The following is a 20638-nucleotide window of genomic DNA, read 5'->3' on the forward strand; positions in this document are numbered from 1 at the left end:
TACTGTTTTGGTACCTCTTTTTTGCTTCTCTTTTAAAAGGGCTACTTCGATACATCCCCGATAAGTTGCAATAGCCTTGAGAAATTTTACGATATCAATGGCAAACAGTTCGGAGAGCAGTACAAGGTTCACCTAAGTGGCTTTCATTGTTGGGAATAGAAAGAGCATACTGATCAATAAACTCCCTTTAAATAAAAGGCAGGAAGTTAAAGAGGTTACACTAGATATGGCTGGTGCTATGGGGAAGGTAGTTCAAAGCTGTTTCCCAAAAGCAAGTAAAGTAATCGATCGTTTTCATGTGAAGAAACTAGCCTATGATGCATTGCAAGAAATTAGAATAAACATCGTTGGAATGCCATCGAAAAAAATAATGCGATTAAATGTGTCAAAGAAAAAGGTGGAAAATATACACCAGAACTACTTTCTAATGGAGATACTTTTAAACAACTTCTTGCAAGAAGTCGTTACTTGTTATTCAAGTCTAAAGACAAATGGGGAGAAAAAATTAAACTCTAAGAGCTAAGGTGCTTTTTCCATTGTATCCAGATATTGAGAAAGGATACAATCTAAATCATAAATTAAGAATGATATTTTCTCAAACACAAGAGAAAAGTGTTGCATATACAAAACTTACTATGGGCTTTAACGAAGTTGAGATATCTGATTTACTACATATAGGAAGATCTCAAATACAATATATAGTGATTATTCTGAAATGTTAAATTTCCTTGATAATAGAAGCACTAATGCTTCTGCTGAATCATTTAATGCAAAAATAAAAGCTTTTAGGGCTACACAAAGAGGAGTAACTGATATCGCTTTTTCTTATATCGTTTGACTAAAATATATACTTAGCCCACCTAATTTCTGGACTGATTCCGTTTCTTGTTGGTTTGAATGGATACCTATTATAGATTGAAAAAGAATACTACATATTCTTTAAAATAAAGATGTAGTATTCTATAATTTGTATGTGTTCTCTTTAAGAAATATTACCCAATGATATAACGACTTTTGGGTATATAGCTAAGTAGCCATACAATAACATTCGCTATGGTGAAGACAATAAGCGTAACCAATAGTTGTTCTATTCCTTCGTTGATTGATAAGTTGGAAGCAATGATTGGAGCAATCCAAAGATTGAGTATATAGTGAACGAGAAATATGCCATAACTGCGTTTTGAGAGTGTTGTAACCCACTTCGATGCATTATTCGATAACGAGAGTTTCTGAAACATGAGATATACTCCAACTGTCATCAATACTACATTAGGTGTAAGATTACCAATGCACAGTTCTAGTATTTTCCAATCTTCATTCCCTTGATGGAGTGCTTCCAAAAATCTATTGCAGTCGTATAGAAAGCCCTGGTAAGTAAATGCCAGTCCTATAGCGAATGCTATGATGCCAATTGAAAATGATTTTTTGAATGACATTTTGTTGTGATGATGTAGATAGTAGGCTAGAATAACATATCCTAAATAACCTCCAAAGTAAAATAACATTCCAAAGTCGTTCCAGTCACATTCCCCTAGGATTTGAGGGAACCATATTTTAATATATGGAAAAAAAAGTGTGATGACCCAAAGGATAAGAAAGTACTTAATATCGGATAGTTCTGCTTGTTTTATCCATGGTGAAAGAATTGGCATTGTAAGGTATAGTCCTAGAATCGTATATATAAACCAAAAGTGAACGTTGCTTCCAGTGAAGTTGATAGGAATCATCATCAAGTTGTAGAGGTAAACGTTCATGCCACTATCTGTGAATAGATTTGTGGGACCACCAAAGATTATTTTGGAAGGGATGGGTAAGAATACATAAAGTATTGACCATACTAGAAAAGGGATTCCCACTCGTTTAAATCGTCTTTTGATAAATTCTGTTCTAGTCTGTTTAATAGGCAGAAGAAGCACTGCTGAGATCATGATAAAAAGGGGGACAGATGGCCTAAGAAAGGCTACTAAGAATGATGTGTACGGATTAAAGGTATTGGTTGTTCCATCAAAAAGAAATGGATCTCCTGCATGGATGAATAGAACCATAAAACAGGCTAGAACCCTCAGAAGGTCTAGATATTCAATTCGACTTTGATTTTTTTCTAGTGTGTTCATTGTTTATTGTACTTGCTAATTAATACTATCTTTTTTTATATCTGTTGGAATATATTAAAACAGTAAGGAGGACTCTGAGTATTGAATATACATGAGTCCCCCTTTTTGTTGGTTTTACTTCTATAGTTTTATTATTCTATTTAGCTCTATATTTTAAGAGCTCTTTTTACAATAACTATTTTGCTTTTTTGAGAAAACAAGATATCTAGAAAACTGGTTCTAGTACTACTTTCAAAGTATAGTCTTTCGCAGGAACTGTATATTGCTTGTAAGGAGTTGCTCCCCATGAATTGTCTCCAGCTACACCCATCTGTTTTAGATCAAAAGTAACAAATACTGCATCTTTTTTTATGATATCGTTCAAATGTTTGAATTCACTGTGTGTCTCTTGATCAAAATCTTCGATAGGATTATGAAGTGCACTAAATCCAACAAGAGGTTCCCCTGTTATTTTTAGTCCGACACCATTATTGTTACATAATGAGAACCATCGTGTTTCTGTTTTATATCCATTTTCTTGAGGTCTTACATAATTCACATATTGGTCAGAGACTTTGCTGCTGTAAAGACCGACAAAAGCACTACGGTTACGATCGCAATAATTTTCGTGTGGTCCACGCCCGAAATACTTCAAGTTATCGAAACTTACAGGTAACTGCATTCTCATTCCAAAGCGAGGCATGTCAGGAAGTTTTTTCCCTTTTAATGAAATATGACTATTGATTTCCACTTTCCCATCTGCACTAATTAGATATGAAATGGTTTGTGTGCCTTTTATTGGTTTTAAGGAGAATGTCGATGTAATCTTAATTTGGTTCACCGAGAGTACTTCTTCTTTGATCTCTTTAAGAGTTAATCCACGTGAAGCTTTTCTCCACACTCCTAATCTATGGATCATATTACTTCCTTTGTCATTATCCACCGAAGCCCTCCAGTAGTTCGCTTTAGGTCCTTTCTTTAACAAGCTAAAACCATGACTATCCCAAGACTCAATATCTCCAGCTTTCGAGTCAAATACGATTTTAAAATCGTCTCCTGTAATCACTAATTGATTGGTGTTTTTCTCAAGAGATAATACTTGTTCTATTGGCTTTTTCTCAATCTTCGGAGTCTCGATATTTAATTTAAATTGATCATGTGCTACTTCGTGTCCCTCCTTTAAGATGTTCGTTGGCGCTTTTAGTCTAGTGGAGAAGTCGATAAAGTATTCGGCACCTGCTTTGGCATTAATATGAGGTAGCTCTATTTTGATTATCTTGTTTTGATGAGGTAATATGTTTTGAGAAACAAAGCCATGGTCTATTTCATGTCCATTTTCTGTGATGCTCCAACGAATATCATAACCATCTGTGGTGATAAAATCATGGTAATTGCTAATCTTGTAAGATCCTTGAGGAAGCCCTTTGTTCGAAATGCGAATGTATTGATATGCATATTTTACTTCCCACATCGCAGGCTGAGGCGTCAGGTCTGGAAAGAGGATTCCATTACAAACAAAGTTGTCGTCTGTTGGCATATTTTTTCCATAATCCCCTCCATATGTCCAATATCTACGTCCTTGATCGTCATGCTCTAGTAGTCCTTGGTCGATCCAATCCCAAATATAACCACCCTGTAGCTGTTTGTTGTTGCGATCATAAATTACATCCCAAAGATCTACTAAGTTACCTGTACTATTACCCATCGCATGGGAATATTCACTGATAATCATCGGATTTGTTTGATGTTTGGACGCATAGTGTTTTAGATATTTTACACCAGGATATTGAGGACAATAGATATCTGTATTAGGTCCCATTACGGCCCTTTCATAGTGTACAGGACGAGAGTTGTCGCGCTGTTTAATCCATTTGTTTACTGCAGTGAAGTTATCTCCATCTCCTGCTTCGTTCCCCATTGACCAAACGATGATAGAAGGGTGGTTTTTGCTACGCTCTACCATACTAATATTTCGATCTAAGTGCGCGTCTTTAAATTCTGGATTTTTTGCTAGAGAATATTTTCCATAATACATCCCATGAGACTCGATATTTGCTTCGTCCGTCAAATATATTCCATATTCATCGCATAACTCATAAAATCGAGGGTGAGGAGGGTAGTGCGAATTTCTTACTGCATTGATGTTGAATTGTTTCATGAGTTTGATCTCTTGGATCATATCCTCTTCATTTATCACGTGTCCAGTGTACTGATTGTGTTCGTGACGATTTACCCCTTTAATCAATACTTCTACCCCGTTAATATGGAAGATATCGTTTATGATCTCGACTTTGCGGAAACCAACTCGAGAAGACAATATTTCAGAAGTTTTACCTTTTTTGTCTTTTAGTGATAACACTAATGTGTATAGGTTTGGTGTTTCTGCATTCCATTTTAAAGGATTAAGAATTTCTTTTTCAAATGAAACTTTTAAATCTTTTTTTCTGTTGATTTTAGCATCTTTTATTTCCGATGCGATAACCTTTAAGTTTTTGTCATAGAGTTTGTACTCAACCTTGTAATTTCCAGAGCGAAGTCTGTTTACTCTGTTGTTTAGATCTACATCTAATTTCAATAAACCATTCTTATAGTCTTTGTCAAGATCTCCAATAACAAAGAAGTCACGAATGCGAACTTTCTGAGTTGAATATAGTATGACGTCTCTTTCGATGCCACTGATTCTCCAAAAATCTTGACACTCTAAATAAGAACCATCACTCCATCGGTAGACCTCAACTGCTAGTGTATTATCTCCTTTTTGAAGGTATTTTGTGATATCCCACTCTGCTTCTGTTTTGCTACCTTGGCTATACCCAACTTTCTTACCATTCACCCATATATAGAATGCTGATTTAACAGCCCCAAATTGAATGAATATCTGTCTTCCATCCCAGTTTTGAGGAATCGTAAAAGTACGACGATAGGAACCTACAGGATTATAATCGTGTGGTACTTGACCTGGATTAGCAGGATAAATTTTATCTACAAATTTTATCTCCTTTGAAACGGGTGCTTTAAAACTTGCAAACTCATATTGATGATTACAGTAAATAGGGATTCCATAGCCTTGACGTTCCCAATTGGAAGGAACTACAATATTATCCCATTCGCTTACATCGTAAGATGGCTTGTAAAAATCTTTAGGACGATCCGCAGGTTTTCTAACCCAATTAAATTTCCAAGTACCATTTAAACTCTTGTAGTAAATAGAGCTCTTTTGCTTTAACGTTAATGCCTTGTCAATTGATGAATAAGGCATAAGAGAAGCATGGGCTGCCTCTTTGTTTTGTCCAATCATTTTGGGATTCTCCCAATCATGAACTTTTTGTGCCATTCCTGTGTTGGCTAACATCAGCAGTGCGATGGCTATCCAACCAGTACGTCTAGTCTTTTCAAACATAGTTGTGTTATTATTCAGTTTTATAGATTTTACTAAAACAAAGTTATTTTGGGTTATCTCTTTGTTTTAATATCAATTAGAGTACAAAATATAAAAAAAAATACACTTTAACCTTATTCGGGGAAGTGAACATTATGTTCGTATTTATTGTTTCCCTTAAAATAAAAAAATAGACTCTTGTATGGTTAGGTGTTTATAAATGTTTTTTTATTTCTTGAAAATCGTAAATGGCTGTTTGTCAATGGTGTTGGTTTTTGGAAATTACTTTTATGTGCGATTTTGTTCTTTGATTTTATAAATAATTATTTCTAAATTTAAAGTAGATGTTAAATTATTACTATTGTGAAATGAAAAACACACTATTACTTTTTATGATGGTTTTTGTAGCCATTTTTTCATGCAAGAGAGATTCTGAAGAATTTAACTTGACTATAAGTACAGCAACGAAAGCAGAACTTTTATACGAGAAAAGTGGTCAAAATAAAGTTCATGTTTTATTAGATCATGCATACCTCGATGCGAAAGACAACTCTATTTTATACCTATCTAATTTCGATTATGCGGATATGTCAGAAAGATTTTCTGGTGGAGATCGTTGTTTGGTTAAGCTAGAGGTTATTCATTATTCAAATGGGACCTGTAGTGTGAATTTTAGATCTTCAATTGGCTTAATGAATGCCACTGGTGGTGAATATTTTAATAAATCGTTGTATTATCGTAATGGACCGAAAGTAAATAAAATCTCAGAAGTTACTATTCTTGACGATGAAAATGGGGATAAGACTCTGGAGATGTTTTTAAAATTTAAGTGGCAAGATGGAGATAAAATGGAATATTTAAATTTAGATGTCAAATCACTCCCATTGAAAGAGGTAAGTGATTCTTATGATCAATTGAATATGCCTTTAATCAATGTTGGAGCCCCCTTGATGCAAGTAGAGTTCTCAGAAAAAAATCCTTATGTTTTTACAGATTTCTGTTATCACAATGAAAAATTGTATGGTTGGATGAATGGTTATGATTATGCTTATCCGAGCAAAAATAGAGCATATCGTTTATATTCAAAACTTACTCAAGTTGATCTAGATAAGAAAATGACATCGATAATTTTTTGGGATAAAGAGTCTCATTCTTATAGCTTTATATCTACAGTGGATGGTCTTTGCTTTATTCCATGGTCAATGCCACTACACACCTATAAATATACTTTAGGTGATGAATATATGGAAAGAGATGAAAATTCTGTATTTAATACTATAGAAGAGGGGTGTGTGAAAAAGATTATTGAATGGGGGAAATACTATTATATCGTACAAGATAATTGCATAAAAAGACTGGATGATAATATGAATTGTGATATCATTCTACCTATCACAGGTTATGCTAGCTCTTTAGTTGTATATAAAGATAAGTTGTGGGGGGTAATTAATTATAACAAATTCAGTGTACAGAATTATGCTTTGATTGCTTTAGATCAAGACCTTAAATATATTGAGTCTTTTAAATTCACTATTGAGAATCCTGAAGTTACTAGCACCGGAATGGGAGTTCAGAGTGTGTGCAGTGGAGTGTTGTGTAACTACAAAGGGAATCAACTGTTATTTGCAGGTGAGTATAATCAGATATTTAAATTCGAACTTTAATAAAACGTGCTGATTTGTGGCAAACCCACTGATCAAAAAAGCATGAGTCAAAAGACTTACACAGTACAGTGTATTTAAACACAAGCGATATTATAGATGCTTGGTTCTAAGTTTTTTAGATTATTATGGGAATGGTGTTCAAAGGGAGATGACTTAAAAGTTAAAGAACTTAGTAAGTTATCTCCCTTTTGATTATTTAACAGGACTAGGTGTCCTTAATTGATAGTCAATCGTTACTTCTATGAAAAATAAAGATTAGAATTGATATCTCATTTTTACATTAGGATCTCTCCAAACTCTGATGTAATCAATTTTATATTCTCCTTTATCATCACTTGGGTTTGGCATACCAAACCAGTTAGGCATCGTTTCACTGTCAAAATTAATAGTTAAAGGCTGATGCCATTTCGTATTTTCACGTTTTCTAATTACTTGTCCATTCACATACCATATAAGAGAATCTTTTCTCCATTCAAAACCACTAATAAGATAATCATCTGCAAGAGGTGTGGGTGAATGCCATTCTACATGATCCGATGTAAGCTTGTCTCCTGTTTCTGGAGATTTAAGTATGTGAGTTGTTGCAAAGTATTTCTTGTCATAATCTTTTTGAGGATGCATCCCGCAGATTTCGAAAACATCTATTTCTGTCCAAAGATCTCCATCTACAGCATAGAACCAGAAAGCACTTGAACATCGAGATTTCATTGGTTTACAACGAATTTCATAATATCCATAAAGTACTCGATTTTTACTTTGTACCGCAGCAGTTGTAAATGTATGGTAGCCTTCAGGCAAGCCCTCTAATGTTTCTGTTTGAGATGTCAGAATGAGTTCCCCATTCTCTAGTCGAACATTATCTGGAGAGAAAAAACCCGGTTTGCGTCCTTTCCAACCTGGATTAAAGTCATACCATTTTGTTCTATTGATTTGATCTCCATTGAATTCGTCGCTTAGATGAGGTACAAACTCCCATGTTCCATGGTCTAATGGACATTCTGGTGCATTTTGTTTACAGCCAATCAGTAGGACACAAAAAAGTGCTACTGACAAAGCGATAAAATTTTTTTTCATTTTGTATGTGTGTTTAGTTAATACAAACCAAAGGTACTACTTTTTGATTACTACAAAATAGAACTTATGTGAATTACTTGTATATGGTTTATGTATAAATAAGTTTGTCTGTATTGCCTTGCATTAGGTCATTCTTTTTCCTCGTGCTGGAATTAAATATCAGACTCTTTAATTGTTTGGTTTAAAATTTATATCCTCTATTTTTGTGTTATACTAGTATATAAAATATGATCGATGAAAGGGAGTAATGAACTAAGTAGAGAACAGATTGAGAATATTATATGGGATGAGTTTGCTTCTGTCCCTTTTCACAATCTATATTTTCTTTTAAATAAACGCCCTGTTGATCCCAGTTATGGTGGAACCTGTTCCGATAAAGTTATTCATCTTTACCATAGATTAAATGATTTGGGTGTTCAGGTCTCTTTACATGCCTCTTTCATTAATGGAGAAGAAGGACATCGTCTATTAAAAGTAAAGTGTCAAGGACATTCTTATTTTGCGGATATTGGTTCTGGATGGCCGTCTTGGCACCTTCTCCCTTTAGATACTCCTTATGAATATACCTCTTTTGGTATCTCATATAAGACAGAAGTTGGTTCGAACTCTCTGAATGTTCACTTTATTAGACCAGAAAAGCGTTCTTGGCAAATCTCTATTCCATATAAATCAAAATCTCAAGAAGAGATATGGTATGACATAGAAACACGTTTTGAGAAAGATAATAACGATGTTTTTCTACATTCTGTTCGCTTCTCACAAATAGTTGAGGATCGCTTTCTATTTCTACGAGGAGATGAGTTATGGATCTATACTGATAATTCTGCTCCAACCTTTATCTCCCTAAAAGGAACACCTCTTTCAAATATCTTATTAAAGTATTTTAAATTCAATTTAGGGAAATTAGACAGATAGTTCCATTCTTTTTAGTCCGTTCGAAGGCTCGGTTATAATTTGTGATTTCTTGGTATAAGCAAATCTATATATGAAGGCCGAAATTTATAATGTATCTTGAATTTATATTCTTTGTGTAAAAAGATATTGTTTTTTAATTATAAATTGCTTGTATTTTATTATGTTTGGTAGATCTATTATATCTTTTTACATTTTTACATTTTTACATAGAATAACCATATGAGATATGTTTTCATATATGAGTCCCCCACGAGAACCCCTTTTATGGAATTATAGGATTATGCGTATTTTGGGACTTTTTAGTCTACAAAACAGAATCTGAATCTTAGTAACAATAACACTTTCTAATAAAGTCATTTTCGCAATAAAAAGATCACACAATTTACATTTAAGCATGTTTATGACCATCGAAATGTTTAGTTCGGAATAGTATTTTACTATTCGAACAAAATTCACCCATAATGATCTAGCTACTGCCCACATTTGATGTTTTATCAATCCTCTATAGACAGTGTTTTTCCCATTACAATGAAAACCTAATTGAAAAATACTCGCTTCTACATTATTCCTTATTTGAAGCTTTTCTATTGGGGTTTCTTTTATTCTTTGCCTTAAAAGACTTTTCTCAACCTCAGTCAATTTAAAATAGCGAAACTTGCCTTCTTCTAAATATATTTTATATCTATCTAACTCATCTTTTCCTTTGTATTTTGTATAATCAACATACCGTTGATGCTTATTATCAAACACTTTTAGAACTTGTGCCTCTAAACTAAACCGAAATCGTCCTTCTTTACCTTGTATGGCATGTAGATATAGGTGTTGGTTGTTTTCTGCACAATATTCTTGATTTTCCTCACTATTATAAGCCCCATCTGCATGAATGTTTATTACATTATATCCCAATACTTCTTGTGTCCTCTCTATTGATCCCTTAAAATGAGCAGTGTCCGAATGAGATACTTTTTCTACTTGTATAGAAGTAATGATATTAGGAAGTCCATTGTCTCCAACTACTTCTGTCAAATTAGCTGAATACCCTTTGCATTTATCACCTGCTTTATTTCTATAATCACAGTCCGTATCAAACGGAGTTTGCATGTTCTTTGCAGATAAATCTTCTCCTTTTATTGGAGTGGTAACTCCCTGATCATCTTTGAAAAACTGCTCTTTAAATAGACGTAATAGATTATCGTAATAACTATTGGCAGGTCCAGTATATTCATTAAGAATATTTGAAATGAGTATCCCAAGATCCACGATCTTTTGTTTAATTGAATCTGTTGAATTGCGATAAACAACCTTATCTCCATCTGTTGAGACCACATCTGAAATATGAGGTTTAAGATCATCAGAGAAATTAAAATTATTGCAACCTTTTGTCAGAAACAAGGACAATGTCTCATGTATTAGACTATATCGAGAAAGCCATTTTATGTTGCTATTCAGCAGTTTGCTATCCATTCTTATAGTATCACTCTTAATGCCAAGTATTTCTATATGAGAAGAAGTGATTTGTGTAAAAACATCTTCAAATAAATCAGATTCACTCTTCTCATTATATTCTTTTACTTGTTGTCTAAACTTATAATAAGTAGATTGTGCAGGAATAGAATCAGAAGCATGTAAAAGTCCTAACGCTGATCGGTAAAGTAGATTGAATTGACAGTTTTCAAACAACATTTCATCACTTATACCAGCACCTTCTTTCAAAATCATCATACCAACAAGAATACGAATAGGATAGTTGGGACATCCATTATCTTGACAATAGATCGGCGCAAAAATATCCTCACTTATCTGATAAACAACGAGCTTTCTAAATTGATTGTGCCAATGATTGTCATCATGATAGATATTTGATGCACGAGATGGTAATCCTTCAATTATTAAGGGACTATCAAACATATCTAGTTGTTTGTTGGCAGGACTACGTTTAAACATTTTGGATTATTATTGTTCTTAATACCATAAATATAACACTTTAATTAACAATATATTATATTCGGCGTAAGGTTTTCGGAGTGGACTCAGAAGATCAAGTTTTTTATGTTATAGTAAGTCATTGATTGATCTAGATTGTGCACTTTTAGGTCATTTTATAATAAGATTAAGTGGAGTAAGTTAAATAGAAGGTATTTCAGGGAGGTTCTAATTAATGGATAGTTGTTGACCTATACAATGCGTCTTAATTTCGTTTATTAAAAAAAAATGATGTTTTTTGTTTAATATAATATTCTTTTGATGCTTCTTGCACCGTGAAATTAGTAGCATATTAAACAAGAATATGGCGACACACTAAATATATAATATAATGATAAGAAAGTACCTTACAACTCTTTTAAGTTTCTCTGTACTATTCACTATAGGACAGAATTATGAACCGACCTCTACAACAGGAAAAGTAATACATCATCACTACTATAGTTTGAGTTATAGTGAGCAACACGAGCAGCCCGAATGGGTCTACTATATACTCACCCCATTGGAGGTAAATGGTCCGTTTAAAAGGACTGATGACTTTCGAGAAGATCCAAAAGTAGAAACAGGATCCGCATCTTTAAATGACTATGTGGGATCAGGATATGACAGAGGACATCTATGTGCTGCGGCCGATATGAAAAGAAATAATACTGCGATGAGTGAGACTTTTTATCTTTCGAATATGTCTCCCCAAGCTCCTTATTTCAATCGTGGTATATGGAAGAGTTTAGAGTCTACAGTCCGTGGATGGGCAGTTTCAGAAGATACAATTTATGTGGCTACTGGTGGAATTCTTACCTCAATCAATGGAACTATTGGAGTTAATAAAGTCTCTATTCCAAGCCATTTTTATAAGGTGATCTATGATCCAACAGGTGAGAAAAAGATGATTGCATTCATTTTGCCAAATAGAAAATGTAGCCAACCTCTTTCTAACTACGTCGTTTCAGTAGATGAGGTGGAAAAACGTACTGGCATCGATTTTTTTCATCAGCTTAACAATCGGTTAGAGCTACAATTAGAATCAAATAGTGATATCTCAAAATGGAAATTTAAGACTTATCGATCAAAGGCAACTAAAGCAAACACTAAAAATTCTTCCACACAATGCAAGGCGATTACTAAAAGTACTGGGAAAAGATGCCGTAACCGTACTAAAAATAGTAATGGGTATTGTCGGTTGCATCAACCATGAGCTGCTAATTATATGAATTAAATGGGTGTTAACTTGTTTAAGCTTTAAACTATAAATTGCGGATTTTAAGTTAATGTAGAAAGTTTTATAGCCCGCTTCAGTATTTTTACATTAACTATCTGTGCCCTTATGTTACGGCTTGGTTCGTGATGGCGCATCCAAGTTGTAACTAATTTGAAATTGATTGATTGTTTATCTAGGGAATAAATTTCTACACTGGTCTTTCCTTTTTTGAAGGTTCTTTTTCTTCTATTTCTCACATCAATAAGTGTTTTTATCTCCACGATATAGTTTTTTTTCAACTTTTTATCTGTAATTATTTCTTCCATTCTAACTATATCGAACGACGACTTCTGAGGAGATCAATTTAATAGCATGATCTTAACTGTTATTATGGATTTTAGTATTTGTTCTTGTTTCCTTAGTAATAACTAAAAAAGAACAATCATTGTTCGCTGTTCTTTTAAATACCAATTTTTGGGGGTTGTTAAGCTATGATACGAGTTGTTAATTTGTGTTGTGTTATTAATAGATCTAGAACAATCAATTAGAATGACATTATACACAGGTGTAATGCCTATTCTGAAAACGAAATGATACTGTAAAATATGAAAGCTAAATGAATATGCTTTGGAGTCCCCCTTATTATAATAGATAGGAGCTGGATTTCTTTATGTAGTATTCTTAAGTTGCTACACCATTAAGTGGTCAGATATAGCAAATTATATAAGCGTTATATATTGAGTTTTTTGTGATCCTTTTTTATATGACTTAAGTATAGTCAAACGACTTTGTCAAAAATTAATACTAGTTTTATTTGAGAGAATAGTTTACCGTTTTGCTATGGAGTGTATGAAAATTTGTAGCTATCTACTTTGCATCATTTTGCCATTTCTCTATAAGGTATTTCAATCTTGTGATGTGATTTTAACTGTCAATCTATTGATAACAAGAATCTTTTAAAACAGCGTCATGAGAATAAATAGAATCAACAAAGTATTTAGAAAAATTGGGGCATTCCAAATAAGATATAGGTGGCTCTTTATTATTGGAGCAGTATTTTTATCTGTGTTTGGTTTTAGTGGTCTTAGACACGTGAAAATTGCCAATGATCGAGAGGATTGGTTTGATGAGACAGATGCTATTGAGATTGCAACCAAGAAATTTGAAGATCAGTTTGGGAATAATGATAATGTAAATGTGTTGGTGCAAGCAGATGATGTTTTTGATACTGAAGTATTAAAAATGATTAAAGAGCTTGGGGAGACTTTACAAGATAGTGTGCCGTATGCAGACGATGTTTTGTCGTTAGCTGATATGGAGCTGTCAATTGGTACAGAAGAGGGAATGCAAGTTTTAAACCCATTTGAAGATGAGATCCCCAAAAGTCCACAAGTTTTAGATAGTATTCGAAATCTAATTTTGTCGAGACAAGCATTGGTTGGAAAGATTGTCTCAAGAGATTGTAAAGAGACTTGGATTAGTCTCTCTTTGCAAGAATACCCTAAAGACTGGCGTGAACATACCACCAAGGACCCTATGTTTCAAACAGGAGAAGCTGCTATTCGAGTGATCACTTCTGATCGATGGAAAAGCGATAAATATACCCTAAAGGCTGTAGGTACTCCTTATACGGAAACAGAAGAACGAGATTTCTTTAGTGTAGAAATGATGCAGCGATTTCTATCTGTCTTTATTATGATGGTGGTATTACTCGTTATTTTTACTCGTTCTTTGCGTGGTGTCCTAATCCCCTCTATTACTACTTTTTTGGGTGTTATAGTAGTCTTTGGTGGAATGGGATGGTTTGGTATCGGGTTGAATCAGAATATGATGATGTTACCTGTAATTTTGGGGATGGCCCTTTCTGTGGGATATTCTGTTCATATGTTTAATACTTTTACTCGTTCCTATAGAAAGTGTTGTGATCGAAAACAAGCTTCCATTGAGGCTGTTGAGGAGACAGGATGGCCTATTTTCTTTACCGCAGTAACCACTATCGGCTCTGTTCTTTCTTTTATTTCTGCTGGAATTGTCACAATTGCATGGGTCGGATATGCATGTGCTTCTTTTGTTTTGGTTGATTATATTTTTGTCATTGTTTTAATTCCGATCTTGATGAGTTTTGGGAAGAATAAGGAGAAAAGTGTAGTTGCTTCAGAATTGAATGGGGAAATGAAAATGTCAAAGTTTGAGTCTATAATGGAAGATTTTGGTCATTTTGTTATTCGTTATAGTGTTGGAATCATTGTTGGGTTTATGCTATTGATGTTGGTTATTTTTCCTAATATATGGAAGGTGGAAACCGACATGGATCTATTCCGATTTCTGGGAACAAAGATACCTTATGTGAATAGAGTGTATGAAGTAACTCAATCTCAATTAGGTTCATATCTGACTTATAATATAACCGTAGATTTTGACCAAGAAGATGCAATCAAAGATCCCGTTGCATTGAGAAAATTTGATGCCTTGATTGATTCTGTATCTGCATTTAGATTGACAAAGAAAAATCAAGATGCTGCCTCTATCTTTTCGGTTCTTGATATTATTAAAGAGATGAATCAAACACTACATGGTGATGATCCTGCTTATTATCGTATTCCAGATGACAAAGAGATGGTTGCTCAGATACTATTATTGTATGAAATGTCTGGTGGAACCAAAACATTTCATTGGATTGATGAAGATTACTCTATGTTGAGAGCACAGGTGCAGTTGGAGAAATATGAAGCCAATGAGATAACTCATGAATTAGAAGCAATTGAAAGAATTGGTCAGAAGAGTTTTTCTGATGCCAAAGTAAATTATGTAGGTAGTGCAATCCAGTTTGCTGAGTTGAATAAAAAAATTGTATCTGGGGAGCTCTACTCAGTCATATGGGCTTTGATTATTATAGGGTTCTTATTAATGATTGTTTTTGGTAGTCCTAGAACAGGCTTCATTGGACTGATTCCTAATTTTATACCCCTAATAGTCATAGGAGGCGTAATGGGATATTTTCACTCCGCTTTAGATATGATGACCATGACTATCCTTCCTATGTTGTTAGGAATTGCTGTAGATGATACGATACACTTTATCAATGCCATTAAGACTGAATTTGAAAATTGTGGAAAATATAAGGAGTCTATCATAGCTGCTTTCCATACTGTAGGAAAGAATATTATTATGACTACTGTAATACTATGTGTTAGCTTTGCCATGTTTACGCTTTCTCCTGTAGCCAATATGGTTCGAATCGGATATTTAGCACCTCTAGGCTTAGGATCCGCGCTTCTTGCTGATTTCTTTGTAACTCCTGCATTTATTTACGTAACAAAACCTTTTGGAAAGGGACAATTATAAATCTAATTTAAAATTTAACGTGATGAAATTAAGATATACCTTATTGATGCTTTTAATGTGTGTCGGAATCATACTCCATGCCCAAACCGGACGATCTATTATTGAGAAAGTATATGACAGACCTGATGGAGATACTCGCTCTTCAGAATTTACCATGAAATTGATCAATAAGAGAGGCAAAGAGAGATCTCGTAAAATTGCGTCTTATTCCATGGATGTGGGTAAGCAAATGAAAGATACCAAGACAATGATGTTCTTTGAATATCCTGGCGATGTGAAGGGAACAGGTTTTCTTACTTGGGACTATGATGATGTAGACAAAGAGGATGATAAGTGGCTTTATCTTCCTGCAATGAAAAAGACACGTCGAATTAGTGGTTCTTCTGCGAAGAAAGATTTTTTTATGGGGAGTGATTTTACTTATGATGATATGGGGAGTCGTAACATCGATGAAGATACCCATAAACTTTTGAGAGAAGAGACTTTAAATGGATGTGATTGTTGGGTAGTGGAGTCTGTTTCTAAAGATCGAAGAGATATTTACTCAAGAAAATTATGGTGGATTAGAAAAGATATTAATATGGCCATAAAGGTCGATTATTATGATCGCAGTAATCAAATACAGCGTCGATTGGTGGTCTCTGATATAAAGAAAATTGATGGCTTTTGGATTGGATGTAAATTGCATATGAAAAACTTACAATCCAAGCATCAAACGATCATGGTGATCGAAAATCCCAAATTTAATGTCGCTGTAAATAAAAACGATTTTACAGTTTCAAAACTCGAGAGAGGTTCTTTATAATGATAATCTTGTGTTTTTATGAAACGATTAAGTATAATAATAAGCATTGCACTGGGTGCAATGCTTATTATCCCATTTTCAATTATTGCCCAAAATCAAAATGTCGAATTTAAGTGTAAAGGCTTTGTAGATGTATATCATGCCGTCAGAAGTAGTTCACCACATGAGTTTATGAGCTCAAGAAGTCGGGTTAGAATGGAAGTCGAAGCAACTAAAGACAATTCTTATCTTTTTGTGTCTTTAAACTCTCAATACAATAATCTACTACCAGATCAAACTAAAATTGAACTAAGAGAAGCATTTTTACAATACACCACAAATCATATAGACCTGAAGGTTGGTAGACAAATTGTAATATGGGGAATTTCAGATGCTATGAGGATCACCGATGTGGTTTCGCCTTTAGATATGACGGAATTCTTAGCACAAGACTATGATGATATTCGAATGCCTGTAAATGCATTCAAATTTAGATACTTTAATTCAAAGATGAGTCTTGAACTGCTCTACATCCCGATATCTTCATTTTATGTTGTGCCAACTGATTTGTCTAATCCATGGTCCATTAGAACTGCAGCTGATCGGTTTGCAGTAGATGCCAATTTAGGCAAATATCCCGACAAGAACTTAGAAAATAGTGAATATGGAGGTAGATTGTCCTTTTTTTTGTCAGGTATTGATATTGGATTATGTGCGCTGCATACTTGGAACAAAATGCCTGTGATTGAATGTGAGTTAAGTGCTTCAAGTGACACCGTTTTTATGAGAGGAAAGTATGATAGAATGGATATGGTTGGAGGGGATATAACCTTTCCTGTAGGAAAATTTGTTGTACGAGGGGAGTCTGCGATTTATTTCGATGAGCTATTGCAGTCGTACAGTAGTTCGGATGTGAGACGAAACACCCTGAACTATTTGCTCGGTATTGATTGCTATCCCGGAAGTGAATGGACTCTCACAGCGCAATATTCGCGTAAGTATATACCCAATTATAAACCTACGATCTCTCTTAATAGAAGTTCAGAAATGGCGACTTTAGGGATAACGAAAAATATTCTACAAAGTACCATGAAGCTATCTAACTTTTTATATTACGATATGACAAATAAAGGTGCTTTTAATCGCTTTAGTGCCGATTACGCTATAAGTGATCAGATTCATTTAATAATCGGTTATGATTATTTTGATGGAGAGGAAGGTACATTTCGTCTTTACAAAGACAATTCTGAATTCTGGATAAAGGCCAAATTTAGTTTTTAAGCAAGTCCCTAAATGTATGAAACCCTATTTTGACAAAAGATGGAAGACTCCTTTTCTTCCATCTTTTGTCGGTTCTATTACCCCATTTATATATTCTAATATCACGAATTTAATGATATACTATTTCTGTTTATCGATTTTTAGAATAAAATAGCATTTGAGTACAAAAATATTGTTTAGTGTGTTAATAAAGAACAAAAAGAGGTAAGTGGTGAAATATATTTCGTTTTTGGTCATCTAATATCCTTGAATAATAAAACAGGAATAGATGAATATAGACTTTTTAGATACCTTAATTCCGCAACTTCTTCACTTTGAAGTTTAATTTTAAATAGATACGTGATATTTGCTGATTTTGTACGTACTCCTATTACCTTAAGGACTATTTGTTTATCAATTATTATAAAAAGAACAGACTTTCCCCTACCCATCTATATATTCAGGCTATTGATCGGTGGCCTGTTGCAATTTCCGTAAAATATAAAGTTTACGTTTGATGAGTAAGATGGATAAGTCTCAAATTGGATGTAGATAAATGCATAATTTGTTGCCTTCCACTCGTTGTGAATTTAGCAACGATATTGATGACCCTAAAGGTGAATTTCTTAATTCTAGACTCTTTGTCAAGACCTTCTACAACGCTACTAAATAGCGCAACGAGCCATCGGTACATAATATGGATAATAGCTCTTATTATAAGGAAAACAGTATTCTCTTCTACTGAACTATGTGGCATCTTCTTCCAATTGAAATCATTATTTTGAATATCAAACACTCTTTCACTATTCCCTCTATTATTATAGAATCGGATGGCCTCTTCATTGGAGATTACTTTATCGTTCGTGATAAGAAACATATATTTTTTTGCATCTTTGGTAAAAGCAGATAATTGTCCTTTATTAGTAATTGTTCTGTAGACCACAATACGATGTTCATGCTTTCCGAAAATATATTTAAAACTTGAAACCTCTAAATCTTGATTGTTAATTCTGCACTTTTCCCAATGATCACAATTGCCTGCAGATAACAACAATGTCTCTGAACTAGATGCTCTTATGCTGAACAATATACGTTCTTCTTGAAAATAGTCTGTTACCTCTTTGATGTAGGATCCACAATCCATTCTTGCATATTTAGGCTTGATTCCCTTTTATGACAGTGCTTCTAATACTGATTTATGTGTTGATAATTGATTCGTTTTAACATTACAGTTGCCATTTCGGCCTTCCACATATACAGGAATATTTGATATAGTTGCAACTCCAGGAAAATAGCCTTTTCTCTTCTTGTAACTATAGGTTGCATCATATTTCTCGGTGGGAATAAATTGATGATCAAAGTCGTAAATTAATGAAGTGTCTTCAGGAATAATTTGCTTAAATTTTATTGCAGAATCAATCAAAATATCATTCATCTTGGTATTCACATTGATCTTATTTTCATTGTTGCTTTTTGTCTCAATAAAGCTGCAGGGTACAGATAATTCTTTATTTGATCGCAATATAGTATCAGCAGATGGGACTGAAATACCAGGAAGGTAATTTAAACACTCCTCTCGGATATAATTTACATTCTCAATACTACTTCCTCCACAGAAAACAGTATAAGCTTGAGTTAAGATAATATCTGAATAGCTGTAATTTGCCCCTTTGCCTCTATTCCCAAAGGATTTATTTATAAATTCCTTGACCAATACTTCGGTAGTTTTTAGGCAACATTAGTCCCATATAATCGCATCTCTTTGACCGCCTTTTGTATTTTCTTTAAGTTTGCACTTACACTGAACTTAGATAAAAATAGATTTAGCATTAACTCATTGAAATTTATTGTTTTAATATTCTTTAGAGAGAAAGGTGTTTGTACTTGATTTCGATTATCTAACCAATCCGTCATCTTAGCTATATTGACAGATGTCATAGACATATTAAAGTGAAAATAGAGCTTTTTTTTACATCGAGCTTGACAATGATTCAAGCCTGTATATTGTTTAGCATCTCTGTAGATAAATTCTATCTGAAACCTTCTTTTGTAATAAAGAAGTATCTTTTCTGGTTTTAATTCAGTGTCAGTAGAGAAGTATATTTTATACGAAAGAGTCCCTTTGCTGTTTTGTGATTCCATATATACGACACGTATTTTTCTTTTCATCGAAACCGAATATACAACTGCAGAATATAGTGTATATGTTCCAGTCTGCTCTACTAGATCAAAATACTTTTTATCAATTTCTTTACAGTTCACTTTACCTCCATATGTTTTAGGTCTTCCTCGTTTCCCTGTTTTTTCTCCTGTATAATAATATTTAAGATTAGCATTACGTCGAAGCCTAGAAACAACTTGCATCTGTTGTTCAATCATACTATCTATGAATTTCTTATTTGAAAACCAGGCATCTACGACAAGGTAATTAGATATAGTCTTTATTGAGTCCCTTTTATTTACAAGTACATCAATATACCAATCATTAAGATTTTGAGACGATTTTGATATTGTTTGAACTGCTTCAAGATGAAAGGCTGTATTTTTTGCTACATCAATAGCAGCAATACCACCAATCTCTAATCCTCGTTTTGCTTTACCAGCACAACCCGACCAAAAAGTTCCTAATTCTGGGGTACATTTACCAGACTTATTTATATATGAAGGATCAAATGCCACTACATACTCAGAACATTTATTCTCTTCGAGTAAATGACGATTAAATTCCATAAAATCAAAAGACTTCGCAAATTGTTTTCTATAGGTCAGTTCGTTTTTGGTGCCATAACGAGCCAATTGCAAAAAATTTATTTTCCCTATAATGCTTAAGAATAGGCAAAATGTCTCAATTATAAAATTACGTCTTACTCGTCCAACATCTGACATCTTGTAAAGGGCTTTCTCAATACAGGAAGTATATCTCTTTTGTTTCATCAGTGATCT

At 33.8% G+C, this 20638-nt stretch carries 13 protein-coding genes and 1 pseudogene; 7 read left to right on the plus strand and 7 right to left on the minus strand.

The features are described from left to right. The first annotated feature begins 93 nt into the window (after nucleotides 1-93). A pseudogene (locus K4L44_06120) lies at nucleotides 94-855 on the plus strand (transposase). 137 nt (nucleotides 856-992) lie between these two features. Here K4L44_06120 and K4L44_06125 read toward each other — a convergent pair. Then, nucleotides 993-2114, minus strand: a complete 1122-nt coding sequence (locus K4L44_06125; GenBank protein QZE15405.1) for an acyltransferase — start codon at nucleotides 2112-2114, stop codon at nucleotides 993-995. A gap of 205 nt (nucleotides 2115-2319) precedes the next feature. Next, the gene (locus K4L44_06130; protein ID QZE15406.1) at nucleotides 2320-5493 is read right to left on the minus strand and encodes a DUF4981 domain-containing protein; all 3174 of its coding nucleotides are present in this window, start codon (nucleotides 5491-5493) and stop codon (nucleotides 2320-2322) included. 347 nt (nucleotides 5494-5840) lie between these two features. Here K4L44_06130 and K4L44_06135 point away from each other — a divergent pair, with 347 nt between their 5' ends. Then, nucleotides 5841-7136: a hypothetical protein gene (locus K4L44_06135; protein ID QZE15407.1), complete on the plus strand. Its 1296-nt coding sequence runs from the start codon at nucleotides 5841-5843 to the stop codon at nucleotides 7134-7136. Nucleotides 7137-7391: 255 nt separating this feature from the next. On the opposite strand, the gene K4L44_06140 is transcribed toward K4L44_06135, so the two are convergent. Continuing rightward, nucleotides 7392-8210: a family 16 glycosylhydrolase gene (locus K4L44_06140; protein ID QZE15408.1), complete on the minus strand. Its 819-nt coding sequence runs from the start codon at nucleotides 8208-8210 to the stop codon at nucleotides 7392-7394. Between the two features lie 234 nt (nucleotides 8211-8444). Between K4L44_06140 and K4L44_06145 the strand changes: the two genes are divergently transcribed. Then, nucleotides 8445-9125 carry an arylamine N-acetyltransferase gene (locus K4L44_06145; GenBank protein ID QZE15409.1) on the plus strand — a complete coding sequence of 227 codons (681 nt, stop codon included), beginning with the start codon at nucleotides 8445-8447 and terminating at the stop codon, nucleotides 9123-9125. Nucleotides 9126-9395: 270 nt separating this feature from the next. Here K4L44_06145 and K4L44_06150 read toward each other — a convergent pair whose 3' ends face one another. Further along, on the minus strand, nucleotides 9396-11069 hold the full coding sequence (locus K4L44_06150) for a transposase (GenBank protein ID QZE15410.1): 1674 nt from the start codon (nucleotides 11067-11069) through the stop codon (nucleotides 9396-9398). A 370-nt stretch (nucleotides 11070-11439) separates the two neighbouring features. On the opposite strand from K4L44_06150, the gene K4L44_06155 reads away from it, so the two are divergent. From K4L44_06155 to K4L44_06170, 4 genes are all read left to right on the plus strand, one after another. Continuing rightward, the gene (locus K4L44_06155; GenBank protein QZE15411.1) at nucleotides 11440-12303 is read left to right on the plus strand and encodes a DNA/RNA non-specific endonuclease; all 864 of its coding nucleotides are present in this window, start codon (nucleotides 11440-11442) and stop codon (nucleotides 12301-12303) included. Between the two features lie 972 nt (nucleotides 12304-13275). Then, on the plus strand, nucleotides 13276-15651 hold the full coding sequence (locus K4L44_06160; protein QZE15412.1) for an MMPL family transporter: 2376 nt from the start codon (nucleotides 13276-13278) through the stop codon (nucleotides 15649-15651). Between the two features lie 22 nt (nucleotides 15652-15673). Then, nucleotides 15674-16456 carry an outer membrane lipoprotein-sorting protein gene (locus tag K4L44_06165; protein QZE15413.1) on the plus strand — a complete coding sequence of 261 codons (783 nt, stop codon included), beginning with the start codon at nucleotides 15674-15676 and terminating at the stop codon, nucleotides 16454-16456. A gap of 18 nt (nucleotides 16457-16474) precedes the next feature. Then, complete coding sequence (locus tag K4L44_06170) at nucleotides 16475-17716, plus strand: hypothetical protein (protein QZE15414.1); 1242 nt, start codon at nucleotides 16475-16477, stop codon at nucleotides 17714-17716. 487 nt (nucleotides 17717-18203) lie between these two features. Here K4L44_06170 and K4L44_06175 read toward each other — a convergent pair whose 3' ends face one another. Genes K4L44_06175 through K4L44_06185 form a run of 3 tightly spaced genes read right to left on the minus strand, consistent with a single transcriptional unit; the run spans nucleotide 18204 to nucleotide 20629 of the window. Beyond that, entirely contained in the window at nucleotides 18204-18839 is a 636-nt protein-coding gene (locus K4L44_06175; protein QZE15415.1) for a transposase, read from the minus strand. 27 nt (nucleotides 18840-18866) lie between these two features. Then, the gene (locus K4L44_06180; GenBank protein ID QZE15416.1) at nucleotides 18867-19409 is read right to left on the minus strand and encodes a hypothetical protein; all 543 of its coding nucleotides are present in this window, start codon (nucleotides 19407-19409) and stop codon (nucleotides 18867-18869) included. Between the two features lie 14 nt (nucleotides 19410-19423). Then, the gene (locus tag K4L44_06185; protein QZE15417.1) at nucleotides 19424-20629 is read right to left on the minus strand and encodes a transposase; all 1206 of its coding nucleotides are present in this window, start codon (nucleotides 20627-20629) and stop codon (nucleotides 19424-19426) included. Nucleotides 20630-20638: the final 9 nt, after the last annotated feature.

The organism is Prolixibacteraceae bacterium, from assembly GCA_019720755.1.
In the GTDB taxonomy this organism is placed as follows: domain Bacteria; phylum Bacteroidota; class Bacteroidia; order Bacteroidales; family Prolixibacteraceae; genus Halosquirtibacter; species Halosquirtibacter laminarini.